The following is a 16,745-nucleotide window of genomic DNA, read 5'->3' on the forward strand; positions in this document are numbered from 1 at the left end:
GAACTCATCGTGAAATCCAATAAAGTCATCCCGATACAAGACCAGACCAATAATACGTCTGGGATTTCCTGCCACTCGGGGGCGGAGGATTTATTAGCTGCCGCTAAATCAGCGAATAAGAGTGAAATCTTAGGTCAGTACGCTAAAGACTATCCAAAAGGTCCGCATGATCAGCCGCAAAGCATGTGTCCAGCATTTGGATCATTGCGCGTTGGTTTGAGAATGCGTCGTACAGCAACGATCTTGTCGGGATCCGCTTGTTGCGTATATGGCTTGACCTTTACTTCCCATTTTTATGGTGCGCGCCGTAGCGTTGGTTATGTGCCATTTAACTCCGAGTCTTTGGTGACAGGAAAACTCTTCGAAGATATTCGAGATGCGGTATACAAGGAAGCGAATCCAGAGCTTTATGATGCGATTGTCATCATCAATCTCTGTGTTCCAACTGCTAGTGGTGTTCCATTGCAGCTGTTGCCAAAAGAAATTAATGGCGTACGTATTATCGGTATTGATGTTCCAGGCTTCGGCGTTCCAACTCATGCGGAAGCAAAAGATGTTTTAGCAAGTGCGATGTTGCGCTATGCCCGCACAGAAATTGAAAGTGGCCCAGTTTCCGCGCCACGTAATGGAGTTTCCGATAAGCCTACTATCACCTTGTTAGGTGAGATGTTCCCAGTTGACCCAATCAGTATCGGCATGATGTTAGAACCAATGGATTTAGCAGTTGGTCCTGTAGTGCCTACTAGAGAATGGCGTGAACTCTATCAAGCCATGGATTCCAAAGTAGTAGCTGCAATACATCCTTTCTATACCGCTAGCATTCGTGAGTTTGAAAGTGCTGGTCGCGCGATCGTCGGATCGGCACCAATTGGATATGAGGGTACAGCGCAGTGGCTCGAGAATATCGGAGCTGCCTCTGGTGTCAGTACAGCAAAAATTGGGAATGCAAAAGATAAGTTCCTGCCAATGATCCAAGCAGCGCTCAAAGCTAAGCCGATCAAAGGTAGGATCACGCTTAGTGGCTACGAAGGTTCAGAGTTATTGGTAGCCCGTTTATTGGTTGAGAGTGGAGCGGATGTTCGTTATGTTGGTAGCGCATGTCCAAAAACAGCTTGGAGTAGTAGCGACCTAGATTGGCTAGAGCAGCATGGTGTGCATGTAGAGTATCGCGCCTCTCTCGAGCAAGATCTTGCTGCTATGAAAGAGTTTGAGCCAGATCTGGTGATCGGTACAACGCCGGTTGTACAAAAAGCCAAAGAATTGGCAATCCCTTCTCTATATTTCACGAACTTGATTTCTGCAAGACCATTAATGGGTGCAGCTGGAGCTGGCTCATTAGCTCAAGTCATCAATGCTGCCTTAGCAAATCAAAATCGCTTTGATGCGATGAACTCTTTCTTTGAAGGTGTTGGGAAAGAGCATGCAACGGGTGTTTGGGAGTCTGTGCCCGTTGATCGTCCTGAATTTAAAGCGGATGTAAGGCGTCGCATGGAAAAAGCGAAGGCCAAGCAAAAAGCTGAGGAGATGGGCTAATGCTAGTTCTTGATCACGATCGCGCTGGCGGCTATTGGGGCGCAGTATATGTTTTCACCGCTGTGAAGGGTTTACAGGTGGTGATTGACGGTCCTGTTGGCTGCGAAAACTTGCCTGTGACATCCGTATTGCATTACACCGATGCTTTACCTCCCCATGAGCTGCCTATCGTAGTAACAGGTTTAGCTGAGGAGCAGTTAGGTAGAGAGGGCACAGAAGAGTCAATGAAGCGTGCCCATAAAGTATTGGATCCGGATTTGCCAGCGGTAGTAGTCACAGGATCGATCGCTGAAATGATTGGCGGCGGCGTGACTCCAGAGGGCACAGGGATTAAGCGCTTCTTACCAAGAACCATTGATGAAGACCAGTGGCAATGTGCAAATCGTGCAATGAATTGGTTATGGACAGAGTACGGTCTTAAAAAAATCCCAGAACGTAAAAGAGTTGCCGGCGAAAAACCGAGAGTCAATATTATTGGCCCTTCCTATGGCAGCTTTAATTTATATAGTGACTTAGCCGAAATACGACGCTTGATTGAGGGCATCGGCGCAGAAGTCAATATGGTATTCCCGCTTGGATCGCATCTTGCCGATGTTCCCAAGCTAGCTGATGCTGATGTCAATGTTTGCATGTATCGCGAATATGGACGTTTACTTTGTGAAACTTTAGAACGCCCTTATCTACAAGCCCCAATTGGTATGCAATCCACAACGGCTTTCCTGAGAAAGTTAGGAGAGCTCTGTGAACTCGATGTAGAGGAGTTTATTGAAAAAGAAAAACACACCACACTCAAGCCCATTTGGGATTTGTGGCGCTCTGTTACTCAAGACTTTTTTGGCACTGCCAGTTTTGCCATTGTTGCTAATGAAACCTATACCCGAGGAATTCGAAATTTCCTCGAAGAGGAAATGGGACTTCCTTGTAATTTCGCAGTTTCTAGAATGCCAGGGAATAAAACGAATAACGTTGAGATTCGTGAGTTAGTGCAGAAGAAAACACCGCTAGTCATGTTTGGAAGTTATAACGAACGCATGTATGGCAGTGAAATCGGCGCACGCTTCTCCTACATTCCTGCTTCATTACCCGGGGCAATTATTCGTAGACATACTGGCACCCCCTTCATGGGCTATGGAGGCTCCGTCTACTTGATCCAAGAAGTTTGTAACTCTCTGTTTGATGCCTTATTCAATATTCTCCCGCTAGGCTCGGAGATGGATAAGGTTGATAAAACACCTGCCAAAGTACAAAGCTCGATCAAGACAATGCCTTGGGAGCAGGAAGCCCAGGCTCTACTTAATAAGTTAATTAGCAATCAACCTGTACTTACGCAAATCTCTGCAGCGAAAAGAATGCGAGATGAGGCAGAGCTTGAGGCACGTAAACAGAATATCGAAAGAGTCACAGTAGATTGTGTGCAGAAGTCATCGTTCTCCATTACAGCAGGAGAGGTTGTATGAGCTCAGCACAAAGAAATTACCCTGATCAAGGGTTAAACCAATATGACTTTTCCAGGTCATATCCTCAAATCTACAGGGGTGATGTAGAAAAGACCGCAAGGTCAGTTTCAAGGAGTTGTCATCATGAGTGAAAACAGATCTATATCTGGGCTTACCGATGCAGAGGCTCAAGAATTCCATGCATTTTATGTGCAAGGTCTTTTAGGGTTTGTTGCTATCGCAGTCGTCGCGCACATACTTGTATGGGCATGGCGTCCATGGTTCTTTTGATGCAGTAGTAAGTACATAGTAAATAGCGCAGCTAAAAGGAGTAGTGAATATGAAGACCAATACAGATTTAATGAATAAAAATGATTTTCAGGACACCATGTCCTTCAAGTTCATTTTCTTAGTTAGTTATGTGGTGATCTTTATCGTTGCCCTCATTTTGGTTGTGTTGCCTTCCTCTCAGAAAAGTTGGTTATTTTCTGAATCTGACGGCGCATCATTTTTAAAGTCAGTTGAGTCAGGCGTTTACAGCTTTATGTCTTACTTAAATTAGGAGAAATATTATGTGGAGAGTATGGAAGTTATACGACCCGTTACGTGCGATGGTTGCACAGGGCGTTTTTCTTTTTGCTTTGGCGGCCATGATTCATCTCATTTTATTGAGCACAGTTCAATACAAATGGTTGGATGGAATGAGTCAAGAGCAGTACAAAGCAGCAATCTCAGCAGCGAAGAAGTAATTAGAAGTGAAAACCGTAGACGAATATCTAGAAATAGCCATTCGTCTACGTACGATTAATTTATTTTGAGAAAAATTCTCATCATGTTAGGAGCACAAAATGGCCATGCTCAACTTTGAAAAGAAATACCGCGTTCGCGGTGGAACCCTTATTGGTGGAGATCTTTTTGATTTCTGGGTAGGTCCTTTTTATGTTGGATTTTTTGGTGTAACAACCATATTTTTCGCATTCTTAGGTACCGCGATGATTTTATGGGGCACTTCTCAAATGGGAGTGTGGAATATTTGGCAGATCAATATTGCTCCGCCAGATCTTAAGTATGGACTAGGGGTAGCGCCATTAATGGAGGGTGGACTGTGGCAGCTCATCACCATCTGTGCCTTAGGCGCTTTTGGATCCTGGGCAATGCGTGAGGTTGAGATTTCTCGCAAATTAGGCATGGGCTTACATGTACCTGCTGCTTTTAGTATGGCGATCTTTGCCTACTTCACTCTAGTAGTCATCAGACCAATTTTGATGGGTGCATGGCATTTTGGTTTTCCGTATGGAATCTTGAGTCATCTAGACTGGGTATCGAATACGGGTTATCAGTATCTGCACTTTCATTACAACCCTGCACATATGATTGCAGTGACATTGTTCTTTACAACAACATTAGCACTGTCATTGCATGGCGCATTGATCTTGTCGTCAACCAATCCTCAGCCTGGACACACGGTTAGAACGCCTGAGCACGAAGACACATTCTTTAGGGATATTGTGGGCTACTCTGTTGGCACCTTGGGTATCCATCGCTTAGGTTTATTTCTAGCTCTAGCAGCAGTATTTTGGAGCGCAGTATGTATCGTCATTAGTGGACCATTCTGGACTAAAGGATGGCCAGAATGGTGGACATGGTGGTTGAATTTACCAATCTGGGGATAGTTTTAGCTCAATTGAAAATGCGGAGAGCATGATGGAATATCAAAATCTATTTACACAAACGCAAGTAACCGGCCCCGCTAGTCATGGCGTTCCAATTAACGCATACGATATGCGCGAAAGAACTAAGACCATTGGTTTTAGTCATCTCATGGGGCGAATCGGCAATGCGCAACTAGGCCCTATCTATCTTGGACGTCTTGGCGTCGCGTCATTGATGTTTGGCATGACTGCCTTTTTCATTATTGGCATGAATATGCTGGCGCAAGTGAACTGGAATCCACTGCAGTTTGTAAAAAAACTATTCTGGTTATCACTTGATGCACCAGCGCCAAAATATGGGCTGACATTTCCGCCAATGAATGAGGGGGGATGGTGGTTGATTGTTGGTTTATTCACCACAATCTCCATTATGTTGTGGTGGCTGCGTACATTCCGTAGGGCACAAGCATTGGGAATGGGTACTCATGTACCTTGGGCATTTGCCTCCGCAATTTGGCTATTTTTAGTGCTTGGTTTATTCCGTCCGGTATTGATGGGTAGTTGGAGTGAGGGCGTTCCCTTTGGAATCTTCTCTCACTTAGATTGGACATCCGCTTTATCCATTCGCTACGGAAATCTGTTCTACAACCCATTTCACATGCTCTCAATCGTTTTCCTCTACGGTTCAGTGCTGTTGTTTGCAATGCATGGCGCTACCATTCTTGCGGTAAGTCGCTTTGGTGGTGAAAGAGAGATTGAACAGATTGTTGATCGTGGAACTGCATCTGAAAGAGCTGCATTGTTCTGGAGATGGACTATGGGCTTTAATGCAACCATGGAATCTATCCATCGCTGGGCTTGGTGGTTTGCAGTCTTAACCCCATTAACCGGTGGTATTGGAATTTTGTTAACCGGTACGGTAGTGGACAACTGGTATTTGTGGGGAGTGAAACACAATATTGCTCCTGCCTATCCAGCGATTTATGGGACTGTAGCTGACCCAGCTTTAAAAGCGCCGACAGCCCCAGTAGCTAAAGGGGACAAAAAATGAAAAATTTGACTCAAAAAATTTCGATTGCATTGAGTATCTTTGCAATGGTGACATTGACTGCCTGCGAGAGACCGCCGATAGATGCAAAGCAAACAGGCTATCGTGGAACTGGTATGGATCAAATCATTAATCCGCGGACACAAGCGCAACTCGAAAAAATTAATGAAATACCTCCCGGGATTCCAGCCTCAGCTGATGGCCCTAGAGCTGGTGCGGTATATCAAAATGTCAAGGTATTAAATAATTTAAGTACCGCACAATTTACTAACTTTATGGTGACTATGACCTCTTGGGTTGCTCCTGAGCAAGGTTGCGCCTACTGTCACAACGTCCAAAATTTTGCTGATGACTCGCTTTACACCAAAAACGTTGCGAGAAGAATGATTCAGATGAATCAAAGCATTAATGGCAATTGGGGTGATCACGTTAAGACTACTGGTGTAACCTGCTATACCTGCCACCGTGGTAACAACATCCCGCAAAATGTTTGGTTTAATACCGTTGAAAAACGGGGTGGCAATATGCTGGGCAATGCCAATGGTCAAAATGATCCGCAAAAAACGAACGGCTACTCTTCATTGCCTAATCAACCCTTTTCAAGTTACTTTGTAGCAAATGCTGGTGCCGCTCGCATCATCGGAGATACTGCATTGCCCACAGGCAATAAGGGCTCCTTGCAAAGCACCGAGAATGTTTATGGTGTGATGTCGCATATGTCGCATTCTCTTGGGGTGAATTGCACCTACTGTCATAACAGTCGTGCATTTAATAGTTGGGAGGAGAGTACTCCACAGCGTATCCAGGCTTGGCACGGTATTCAGATGCTGAAAGATGTCAACACAACCTTTATCTCACCTCTGGCTTCTATATCCCCTGCTCATCGCAAGGGACCTGATGGGGATGTTGGTAAAGCAAACTGTGCCACTTGTCACCAGGGCGTTAATAAGCCACTTTTAGGCAAGAGTATGTTGCCAGATTACCCATTCTTGGCTCCAAGCAATAACAAGTCAAAAGACGGTAATCAAGTTGCAAAAAACTAATGACCAAACCCCCATCCATCGATTAGATCGATGGGGGTTTAATTTAAAGGGCACCTGATGGACCAAAAGGTCGATCATTTTAAGATTCCAGAAAATGTAGTGGCTTACAGCCATGTCAATAATTCTGAGCGCGCTTTGGTGATTGGCGCAGGATTTGGTGGCCTTGCGGTAGCAATTCGGTTAGCACTCAAAGGCTACGATGTTCAGGTCCTTGAAAGGCTCGGCAGCGCAGGTGGGCGTGCATACGTTCATCGTCGGAATGGATTTACATTCGATGCGGGTCCAACCATCATTACTGCACCATTCTTGCTAGAGGAGCTATGGGATATGTGCGGTAAAAAAATGTCAGATGACGTTGACCTTCGGGCAATGGATCCTTTCTACCAAATTCGCTTTGCTGATGGACGTGTTTTTAACTACACCGGCGATTTAGAGCGCATGAAAGAAGAAGTCGCTAAATTTAGCCCCAAAGATTTGCCTGGTTATCTCCGATTTTTAGATGAGGCAGAGAGTTGCTACAAGCTGGCTTTTGAAGATTTGGGCGATGTTGCATTTGATAATGTTAAGGACTTGGTAAAAGCCATGCCCAATTTGGTTAAGATGCGCGCCTGGAAGAGTTTGTATAGCGTGGTAGCAAAGTATATTAAAGACCCTCAATTACGTGAAGTAATGAGTTTTCATCCTCTATTGATTGGCGGCAATCCTTTTTCTGTCAGCTCTGCTTATGCGTTAATCAATTCTCTAGAGCGTAAATGGGGAGTTCATTCCGCAATGGGTGGGACAGGTTCCATTATTAAAGGTATGGTTGGTTTATTAAACAGCCTAGGCGTCACCATCCGTTATGCAAGTACTGTCAAGAAAATTAATATTGTTGAGAACAAAGTCACTGGTGTGACCTTAGAAAATGGCGATGTTTTATATGCCAACAAAGTGGTGTCAAATGCTGATACTGCTTGGACCTATAAGAATCTGATTGATCCTGAATATCGTAAAGTTTGGACAGATAAAAAAATTGAAAATGGCAAGTACTCAATGAGTTTATTTGTTTGGTACTTCGGGACTAAAAAACAATATCCTCAAGTGCCGCACCATATGATGTTGTTGGGTGAGCGCTATAAAGAACTATTAGAGGATATCTTTAAGCGCCATCATTTGGCAAAAGACTTCAGCCTCTATTTGCATCGTCCTACTGCTACAGACCCTAGTTTGGCTCCAGAGGGTTGCGATACTTTCTATGTCTTGTCACCAGTGCCACATTTGGATAGCGGAACTGATTGGAGCGAAGAGGCCGAGTCATACAGAAAAGCGATTGCTAAGATGCTTGGCGAAACGGTTCTGCCTGGTTTAGAAGAGAATCTAGTGGAATCATTTGTGATGACACCACAAGACTTTCAGGATCGACTCCTTTCTTATAAAGGCGCTGCGTTTGGCCTGGAGCCGCTCCTGACACAAAGTGCTTGGTTCCGACCTCACAATCGCAGTGAAGATATTGAAGGCCTCTATATGGTTGGTGCAAGCACACACCCAGGCGCCGGAATTCCGGGAGTCTTATCTTCAGCAAAAGCATTAGATTCACTCATTACCCCGGCAAAAATGGTATCCAATCATGCTAGATAGGGCTATTACCTCTGAGTATGGGTTTCAGATTGATCTAGAGACTTGCGAGAATCTGATGCGGGATGGTTCTAAATCCTTTTTTTCTGCAGCCAGAATACTGCCAACGAAGATTCGTGATTCAGCCATAGCCTTGTATGCATTTTGTCGCATGCTTGATGATATGGTGGATGATCAGCATGCTCCTGAAGATGTGATTAAACAAATCGAATATCGTCTTGATCGTATCTATGCACAAAATCCAGTAGATATTCCGGCTGACAGAGCCTTAGCAATTGTGGTCTCACGGTTTTTAATTCCCCGTGAGATATTAGAAGCCTTAGTAGAGGGGTTTAGATGGGATCGCAGCGGACGTCAGTATCAAACAATTGATGAGCTCTGTGACTATGCCGCAAGAGTTGCCTCGACAGTGGGCGCAATGATGACGCTCATCATGGGTGTTCGTGATCGCGATATCTTAGAGCGTGCATGTGAGTTAGGTTTAGCAATGCAGCTCACTAATATTGCTCGAGATGTCGGCGAGGATGCCAGAAATCATCGCTTATATTTGCCAAGAGAGTGGCTTGAGGCTGAAAATATTGATCCAGATACTTGGTTACAAAATCCAGTCTTTAACGATGCGATATCCAGAGTGATTCAAAGACTCATATCGCACGCAGATGAAATGTATGAGCGTGCCTCATATGGCATCGTTGGCTTACCACGCAATTGTCGCTCCGCCATTTCTGCTGCTAGCTTAATTTACTCTGAGATTAGTCGACAAATTGAGCGGCAAGGGCTTGATAGTATTAGCAATAGGGCGGTGGTTTCTAAGCAGAAAAAAATATTGCTATTGCTCAAGTCTTTGCAATCGACTATCTACAGCTCAAAATTAAATCATAGCCTCAGCAAAATTCCATCAATTCAATTCCTGGTAGATGCGGTTGAGCCTGAAGAGCCTTATGCTCACTACAGTGGTTCAGTAGAAGATCGGTTGATTTGGGTTGTTGGGCTGATGGAAAAGATAGAGCGTCGCAAAGTGCAGTCCTACAACTCCCTAGCCCAGCATTAACAACATTCCCACACTGCTAATTAAAACAGGCGAGTTGGGTTTCTGGGCATTCTCCAGGGCAGCATAAATTGCACAATATTGGACTCTAAGCGCTTGACATTGAGCGTCTCATGCATAGAAACGACCTCCTCACCTAGTAAGTGGGATTTGATCATTGAGCGTGCATAAAAGGGCGTGTCTTCATAGGTATTCAAAAGAGTCACGGCGGGTTCTTTCCCGGGCTGCTCGGAGCGCATATTGCGTTTAATGCCCCAACCTGTTTTTCGAAGCAACACTCTTGCTGGTGGCTCAAAGGACTCTATAGTCCCGTTGGGATTAAATTTGCTCGCAATGATGCGCTCGTTACCATTTTTTTGTCTCACATCGTAGATGACTGCTGTACTGCCATCTTTGAGATGGGCTCTTGACCAATCCCATTCACTAAAAGGCTTGCTGATGGCCTCATCACCCTCATTAGAATCAAAATAGGCATTTCCTTGCCATTGAAGAGAGGGGTTTGTAAAGGAAACCTCCACTCTTGCTGACGGCGCGATAGGGCCCCAGCGATGCTTTTGATGGTCATCAAGTGCTACAACATGATTAAAGAGTTGCTCGGGGAATACTTTGATGCTTCCTTGAACTTTTGTCCCTAATAGAGGAGCGCGTTCATCAATCTGAATAGTTAAAACATCATTTTCCCAGCGCAAATGACTAGGCCCAACAGTAAATTGATGAGCTTTTCTATCAATCGCATTTTGACCACGTTCAGTCATGGTCCAGTATTTTTTTGTGGGGGTATAGAGCGCTACATTAATTGCGCAGTAATCATCTGCAGGCGCCAGTTTTGTTTTGTTAGCCCAGGCATAGTAGGGTGAAAAGACACTGCCTACAAAAGCAATAATGCTAAATCCATAGAGCCCATCATCACTGAGGCCGTCGATATACCACCAGAGATAGTTGCCAGGATCTACTGCTTGATCAAACCGAGGCGTTCCATTAAGGTTGCGGCCGCCAGTCGTCCTGACATAGCTGCCATTGGCACTCCCGGACCCGGATGAGTGCTGCCCCCTGCTAGAAGTAGATTCTGAATTTGAGACTGAGAACCTAATCGTTGAAAGGAACTCATCCAACCGTGGGTTGCTTGGCCATAAAGAGCTCCACCTCGCCCCGGAAAGAGTTTGGCAAATTGCTGGGGTGAGGTTCGCGTAATCTGCGCATCCTGCAGTTGAAGGCCATACTGGCGCATGAGTGAAAAAGCTTTTTGTTCGCATCGTTCTATTTCCTCATCATCAGATTGAATATCGCCATTAGCAGGCGCATTGACTAAGCAAAAAATTCTTTCATAGTCATTATTTTCACTTGCAAAGTCCGTTCTGTCTTGAGCACAAATATAGACAGTAGGATTGCTAGGTAATTTTTTCTTTTCAAAAATATCGGTAAATTCACTTTGGTAGGGCTGGTTAAAGAATACGTTATGTCTTACCAGTGGAAAGCCTGATGCTTTGACGCGCATAGACCAGGTCACTGCTGAAAGTGAATCGGTTTGCTTTAAATTCTGGGGAATGGCAGCATTTGCCTGCTTACCCAGTAAGCCATGTTGCAGGGCGTTGATATCGCCATTAAAGATCAGATAATCGCATTCAATTACCTCGCCAGAAGTGAGTTGAACGCCGCTTATCTTGGATCCCGAAAATTGGAGCGATTGAACCTCAGCGCCATATTGAAAATGACACCCTTTTTTCTCTGCTAAACGGGCTATAACCTCCGGAATTTTAGTCATGCCACCTTTAATGGACCATACTCCTTTCATTTCTACCTCAGCAATGAGCATGAGGGTAGCTGGTGCCAGATAGGGGGATGAGCCACAGTAGGTTGCATAGCGACCAAATAATTGGTGTAAACGCGGATCTGGAAAATAGTTTGCAAGCGCAGACCAAAGATTACTAAACGGCCCAATATCCCAAAGTACTTTGCTCTTTTGGATACCTAGTGCAGACATCATGCCGAGTAAGTTTGGACGCGGAGATTCAATAAACGGATCTTTTAGTGACTCATACACTTTTTTCGCTGTCTTGCAAAACTCTAAAAATAACTGAGCTTGCTTAGGGCTGGAGAATTGAGCAATCACATCAGCGCTTTTTTGAGTATCCGCATAGAGATCAAGTGGTGCATCTCCCCAGCTATGCCGAGCCAGAATATCCAGCGCCTCTAATTCAAACTCTGCATCAAAACTTTCACCGCAGTCAGCAAAGAGTTGTTCGAAGATCCAGCGCATCGTAAATACGGTGGGCCCAGAATCAATCGGTGCATCATCTACTTTAATGGCCCGAATCTTTCCTCCGGGAGCATTACTTTTTTCCAATACAGTGACATCAAGACCGCGATGCGCAAGCTCAAGTGCGGCAGTGAGTCCACCAATACCTGCCCCAACAACAAGGATCTTAGGAGATTTGGACATATTTACCTTGCCAAATACCTTGCGCCTTAATTACCCTGAATCTTGTAAACATTGATTCAGAAAAATATGCCTGTCCATAAGCCGCTTTAATTGCTGATAGATGCGCGCCTTGCTGAGCATATTGATCAAGCGACTGAGCGCTATCCCAAATAGTGAAGGTGGCCTGACGAAAGTACGGGGCCTCACCAACTCCCGCTGTCAGAATTTTTCCTGAAGCAAGATTAATAGCATCTTCTGCTGGTTTTGCCTTTGCCCAAAATTGCATTGCTTTACTTGGTCTAATAGAGGCTCTGGTCAAGGATGCAATGGGACCTAATGCCGGAGGATTTGGGTCTGAGCATGATAAGGAGAAGTCAGACCAAGAGCCACGACTAGAGTAGGGCTGAACCGAGGTCAGAAAAAACTCTTTAGCATGATCTTGATAGGCCTTCAGAATCGATGATGATTCCTCAAACCGTGTGGCATTTTGCGCAGAATCAAAGACACAGAAGAAGCCTTGTTTAGTAAGGCTAGGTGTGGTGCTAAATCCACCATTCATGCCGGAGCCCAGCACTTTACAAAATTGCAAACCGGGAATGTGATTAAAGGGGCGTTTACCTAAGATGTACCGAGAAAATCCCCATCCTCTGGCATTGGGAGCAATATCAATTAAGCCTAATACTGCTGTCTGCTCATTCATTCGATCTTAGGCGTCAGCATCATCGTTGGCATTGCTGTCAACAATACCGAAACGTCTCATTTTGATGTACAGACCTTGGCGTGATAAGCCGAGCAACTCAGCTGCCGATGCTCTATTTGTCATGGTGAGGTCGAGCGCAGCCAAAATACAGAGTTTTTCAATGATGTCGGTGGTCTCGGTAACGATTTGTTTGAGCGGTACCTTGCCAACTAATTGCGTTAATTCTTTAGCGTTCTTACCGAGATTCTCTGGCTTATCGGTCGGCTGATTCGAAGCTTTAGAAAATTGATGGATACCAATTGCAACGAGTGACAATTTTCCGCTATTAAAACCTACAGCAGAAATGCGGACATCTAAAGGCGAGCTGCCATCATCCGCAGTAATCGTACTTGCATAATCTTTGATGGAGCCGTATTCACGCACTGTGCCGAGAATAATCTTGAGATCAATGCTGGCTCTTCCAAGCCATATTTCTAGTGACTTGCCTAAGATGCCCTCTTTTTGGGTGGATTGGGACATCGATACAAACGTGTTGTTGGTGGTAAGCACAACCCCATTGGTGCTACAAACGATAAAGCCGTCTTGAAAATCCTCCATTGCTTGGGCAAGTAATGTTGCCTGCTCATTGACTGTCCCAAGATGGGCAGCTTGAGATTTTGGCTTAATGGATACGAGACATATATTTTGATTTCCCTCGCGCAGAAGTGCGCTCGAAACTTCAACATTCTCTTTTAGATTCTCAAGAGTTGTTTGAATGGAAGATTGCAATATTCCAGACTTAGATTCTAGCAAGTAGCTTTGAATCGCTTCATGATCTTTTGCAGGAAATAAATTGACGAAGAGTTTGCCCTGAATTTTCTTCAGATCACCCACTAAAAAACCGGCTGATTTATTGACTTCAATAATTTTTAAAGTTTGGCTATCTACAATTAAATAGGCTTGATCAATGCTATTGAAAAGCTGTAGATAACGATTTTGAATCGCGTGAAGATTTGCATAATCACGCTCAATCTCTTGTTGAGACTCAACTAATTTCTGCTGTAGGGTAGAAATACTGCTGAGATCTTTACCAATCGCAACTAACTTATTTTCTTTCGGGAAAAAGACGGTGCTGTATTGAATGGGAATTGAGTTAGATCCATCTATTTCTTGATTTACTTGACGCCATTTTTGCTCGTCACGATCTTCATTAGTTTTGAGAAGAGCGTTAATCTTTGGTTGACTATCAATGGCAACGGTATCTAGCCATTTTTTATTGGTTAAAGATGCTGTATTGCTAGAAATGGGTTTGGCACCATCGATTACTTTTTCAATCACGCCAGATTTATCAATGATGAGTGCTATGTCAACTGAGTAGGCAAGCAGCTCAGCCGCTAAATGAATATCGATATTATTTAGTTTTGAAGAATCTGAATGATAAATTTTGGTCACAGTGTCTTCTACTTATTCATCTAAGTTTTTTGTTCTAATTGGCTGAGATACTGCTCAAGTTGATAAACCGATTCCTCAGGACTACAAGCCTTTATATCTGCCTGAATATGATCAAACGTATCGGGCGCCTTATTATAAAGCGGCCCCCCAATGAGAACAACGATTTTTGGGTTCTTTGATTTTTGTCTGAGTAAATTTATCAACTTTGGAAGTTCTTCAAGTTGCTCATTCGTCGAAACTGAGATCGCAAGCGCCTGATATATTTTTGACTCGACTCCTTCAACCATGGAGTCAATATTGACTTTATTTGGTCGATGCACCTGCCAGCCAGAATATGTCAGAAAGTTAGCGAAGATGAGCGTGCCAAGCGAATGCTGAGAGCCAGGGCAGCCAGAGATAAAGATGGATTTATTTTGTTGCCGCTCTAGCTGATTTGCCTGAAATAGGTAATCTAATTTGTAAATAACTCTTTCGAGCTTATTGACGCCAATGGATACATCCGCAAAGCTCAGGCTATCTTCCTCCCAGTGCTTTCCTAGTTTTCGAGCAAGCTCTGGTATCAGCTCTAAAACAATGTAGTCAATTGCTACCCCATGGGCTTTATGGGTTGTGATCGCCAGCTCAAATGCTCCTTCTTCAGCATTGAGTAAAAGGTTGGCGATTCTATTAACTTCTTCTTCATCGAGAGCGTTGGTGGCTTTGCCATGCTTATCTGATGGGGCCTGAAGCCAATTTTGATTAGAGGAGGTCCTAGACGCTGAGCCGTCTACTTTGCGTTCAATCTCCCCAATTAAGACTGGTAATTGAGTGCTGACCACTTCCCTGATCAGTTCTTTCTTAGCTAATCTATTCACTAAATAGCCCTTAGGATAGTAATTGCGTCATGAGCGATAATGAAAATGTAAAATAATTATTACACTTGTAATCAGAATAAGGCAATTATTTTGCTAAAAATAGGGTTTATACCTATAAATATCAGGGTAAATACTAGTTTTTGTAAGGCAATTTTGGCGTAAAGTTTTGTTTACACAAAGCCAACAAGGCAGCCTCAAAAAATGAAGACAAGTAAGCCCCTATATAACCCAGAACAACGCGCAAGACGCGATGCCACTATCTGGACATTAGTTCAGGGAATTCTGGCCCCAATTCAGTTTTTAGTTTGTCTTGTGAGTCTTTGTTTGGTGCTGAGATATCTCGTTACTGGAAATGGTTATGAATTGGCAACTATTTCCGTAGTGATTAAGACCGTGTTTCTCTACTTAATCATGCTTACAGGAAGTATTTGGGAGAAAGTAGTTTTTGGAAAATATCTTTTTGCAGAAAGCTTCTTCTGGGAAGATGTTTTTAGTATGTTGGTTATTTTTCTGCATACCCTCTATCTCTATTTCCTTATCTTAGGAGATATGGGTCAGCGTGGCTTGATGTATCTTGCTTTGGCAGCCTACGCCTCTTACTTTATTAATGCAGGTCAATTCATTTACAAACTGCGCATCGCTCGTTTGCAGATGAATAAAGGGGTTGCCGCATGAATGCCATCGTAGATTTACCAAAAGATCACACGGGCTTAGTGGGAAAAAATATTCCTATCTATAAAGAGCGCGGACAAAGAGAAGTGTTTTGTGGGCTTACCGGAATTATTTGGTTGCACCGCAAGATTCAGGATGCATTCTTCCTGGTAGTGGGTTCTCGCACCTGTGCCCATTTGGTTCAATCCGCTGCTGGCGTGATGATATTTGCTGAGCCACGTTTTGCTACTGCCATTATTGATGATCGTGATCTTGCTGGAATTGCGGATGCACATGAAGAATTAGATCGGGTTGTGAAGGCCTTACTTGCACGTCGTCCTGATATCAAAATGCTGTTTTTAGTAGGTTCATGTCCGTCTGAGGTCATTAAGTTAGACCTCTCAAGGGCTGCGCAACGATTAAACAAAGAGTTTTTAAATCACTGTCGCATCTTGAGTTACTCAGGAAGCGGTATTGAAACCACTTTTACCCAAGGAGAGGATGCATGCTTGGCCTCTTTGGTGAATGAGATTCCAAAACCAACGGCAGTGGGTGAGAAAAAGTTATTGGTTGTCGGTTGTTTGCCAGATGTTGTGGAAGATCAATTTCAGCGTCTATTTACTGAGCTTGGTATTGGTCAAGTTTCATTTTTCCCGCCTAAAAATTCTCAGCAAAAAATTGAGATTGATGGCAATACACAATACTTGCTTGCACAGCCATTTTTGGCTGAAACAGCCAGATTAATTGAAGAGCGGGGCGCTAAAAGAATCTCTGCACCATTCCCATTTGGTGTTGAGGGAACTACCGCTTGGTTAAAGGCTGCAGCGAATGAGTGGGGTATTACTTCATCCCATTTCGAGCAGGTCACGCAAGCCAGAATAGAGCGCGCTAGAAAGAGTTTGGCGCGCTATTTACCAATGTTGGAAAACAAAAGTATCTCTTTCTTCCCGGACTCTCAATTAGAGATTCCATTGGCACGTTTTCTGTCACAAGAATGTGGCATGAAGGTGCTGGAAATTGGAACACCTTATCTGCATAAACAGCATCTTGAAGCAGAGTTGGAATTATTGCCTGAGCATTCCAGAATCGTGGAAGGCCAAGATGTCGAGAAGCAATTAGATAGATGTCGTAGTGATAAGCCCGATATTGTGGTTTGTGGTCTAGGGCTGGCCAATCCACTGGAAGCAGAGGGCATTACAACCAAGTGGTCGATTGAGTTGGTGTTTAGTCCCGTGCACGGCTATGAGCAGGCTGCAGACTTAGCAGAGCTATTTGCACGTCCTTTGAATCGCAGTATGAGATTGGCTGCTTAAGGA

17 protein-coding genes are annotated in these 16,745 nt (G+C 44.1%); 12 read left to right on the forward strand and 5 right to left on the reverse strand.

From position 1 onward, the window contains the following. Window positions 1–9: 9 nt before the first annotated feature. From bchY to ICN13_RS02180, 10 genes are all read left to right on the forward strand, one after another. Entirely contained in the window at window positions 10–1,533 is a 1,524-nt protein-coding gene (gene bchY, locus ICN13_RS02135; RefSeq protein ID WP_370622936.1) for a chlorophyllide a reductase subunit Y, read from the forward strand. Further along, a complete protein-coding gene (bchZ, locus tag ICN13_RS02140) occupies window positions 1,533–2,990 on the forward strand; it encodes a chlorophyllide a reductase subunit Z (RefSeq protein ID WP_216138755.1) in 1,458 nt (485 codons plus the stop codon). Before bchY ends, bchZ begins: the two co-directional genes overlap by 1 nt. Window positions 2,991–3,113: 123 nt before the next feature. Beyond that, window positions 3,114–3,260 (forward strand): light-harvesting antenna LH1, beta subunit, encoded by a 147-nt coding sequence (gene pufB / locus ICN13_RS02145; protein ID WP_087909627.1) that lies wholly within the window; start codon window positions 3,114–3,116, stop codon window positions 3,258–3,260. Window positions 3,261–3,309: 49 nt separating this feature from the next. Further along, window positions 3,310–3,531, forward strand: coding sequence for a hypothetical protein (locus tag ICN13_RS02150; protein WP_216138756.1), 222 nt, complete (start codon window positions 3,310–3,312; stop codon window positions 3,529–3,531). Window positions 3,532–3,541: 10 nt separating this feature from the next. After that, a complete protein-coding gene (gene pufA / locus ICN13_RS02155) occupies window positions 3,542–3,718 on the forward strand; it encodes a light-harvesting antenna LH1, alpha subunit (protein ID WP_087909629.1) in 177 nt (58 codons plus the stop codon). Window positions 3,719–3,817: 99 nt separating this feature from the next. After that, entirely contained in the window at window positions 3,818–4,642 is an 825-nt protein-coding gene (pufL, locus tag ICN13_RS02160; protein WP_087909630.1) for a photosynthetic reaction center subunit L, read from the forward strand. A gap of 28 nt (window positions 4,643–4,670) precedes the next feature. Beyond that, window positions 4,671–5,672 carry a photosynthetic reaction center subunit M gene (gene pufM / locus ICN13_RS02165; RefSeq protein WP_216138757.1) on the forward strand — a complete coding sequence of 334 codons (1,002 nt, stop codon included), beginning with the start codon at window positions 4,671–4,673 and terminating at the stop codon, window positions 5,670–5,672. Next, complete coding sequence (gene pufC, locus ICN13_RS02170; protein WP_255533999.1) at window positions 5,669–6,712, forward strand: photosynthetic reaction center cytochrome PufC; 1,044 nt, start codon at window positions 5,669–5,671, stop codon at window positions 6,710–6,712. Before pufM ends, pufC begins: the two co-directional genes overlap by 4 nt. A gap of 57 nt (window positions 6,713–6,769) precedes the next feature. Further along, entirely contained in the window at window positions 6,770–8,329 is a 1,560-nt protein-coding gene (locus tag ICN13_RS02175) for a phytoene desaturase (protein WP_216138758.1), read from the forward strand. Beyond that, window positions 8,319–9,377, forward strand: a complete 1,059-nt coding sequence (locus ICN13_RS02180; protein WP_216138759.1) for a phytoene/squalene synthase family protein — start codon at window positions 8,319–8,321, stop codon at window positions 9,375–9,377. Before ICN13_RS02175 ends, ICN13_RS02180 begins: the two co-directional genes overlap by 11 nt. A 20-nt stretch (window positions 9,378–9,397) precedes the next feature. Here the strand turns inward: ICN13_RS02180 and ICN13_RS02185 are convergent, their stop codons facing one another. The 5 genes from ICN13_RS02185 to ICN13_RS02205 all read right to left on the reverse strand — a co-directional run bounded on the left by ICN13_RS02185 (window position 9,398) and on the right by ICN13_RS02205 (window position 14,778). Beyond that, on the reverse strand, window positions 9,398–10,129 hold the full coding sequence (locus ICN13_RS02185; protein WP_216863983.1) for a carotenoid 1,2-hydratase: 732 nt from the start codon (window positions 10,127–10,129) through the stop codon (window positions 9,398–9,400). Window positions 10,130–10,323: 194 nt separating this feature from the next. After that, window positions 10,324–11,814, reverse strand: coding sequence for a 1-hydroxycarotenoid 3,4-desaturase CrtD (crtD, locus tag ICN13_RS02190; RefSeq protein ID WP_216138760.1), 1,491 nt, complete (start codon window positions 11,812–11,814; stop codon window positions 10,324–10,326). Beyond that, the gene (locus ICN13_RS02195) at window positions 11,798–12,493 is read right to left on the reverse strand and encodes a spheroidene monooxygenase (protein ID WP_216138761.1); all 696 of its coding nucleotides are present in this window, start codon (window positions 12,491–12,493) and stop codon (window positions 11,798–11,800) included. Before ICN13_RS02195 ends, crtD begins: the two co-directional genes overlap by 17 nt. Window positions 12,494–12,499: 6 nt before the next feature. Continuing rightward, entirely contained in the window at window positions 12,500–13,924 is a 1,425-nt protein-coding gene (gene ppsR / locus ICN13_RS02200; RefSeq protein WP_216138762.1) for a transcriptional regulator PpsR, read from the reverse strand. A 20-nt stretch (window positions 13,925–13,944) separates the two neighbouring features. Beyond that, on the reverse strand, window positions 13,945–14,778 hold the full coding sequence (locus ICN13_RS02205) for a B12-binding domain-containing protein (RefSeq protein ID WP_216138763.1): 834 nt from the start codon (window positions 14,776–14,778) through the stop codon (window positions 13,945–13,947). A 201-nt stretch (window positions 14,779–14,979) separates the two neighbouring features. On the opposite strand from ICN13_RS02205, the gene bchF reads away from it, so the two are divergent. Both bchF and ICN13_RS02215 read left to right on the forward strand, forming a co-directional pair. After that, window positions 14,980–15,453, forward strand: coding sequence for a 2-vinyl bacteriochlorophyllide hydratase (gene bchF, locus ICN13_RS02210; protein WP_216138764.1), 474 nt, complete (start codon window positions 14,980–14,982; stop codon window positions 15,451–15,453). Beyond that, window positions 15,450–16,742 carry a ferredoxin:protochlorophyllide reductase (ATP-dependent) subunit N gene (locus tag ICN13_RS02215; RefSeq protein ID WP_216138765.1) on the forward strand — a complete coding sequence of 431 codons (1,293 nt, stop codon included), beginning with the start codon at window positions 15,450–15,452 and terminating at the stop codon, window positions 16,740–16,742. The genes bchF and ICN13_RS02215 overlap by 4 nt, the downstream gene beginning before the upstream one ends. The last annotated feature ends 3 nt before the right edge of the window (window positions 16,743–16,745 follow it).

The sequence above is a fragment of the Polynucleobacter sp. MWH-Berg-3C6 genome (assembly GCF_018881855.1).
Taxonomy (GTDB): Bacteria; Pseudomonadota; Gammaproteobacteria; order Burkholderiales; family Burkholderiaceae; genus Polynucleobacter.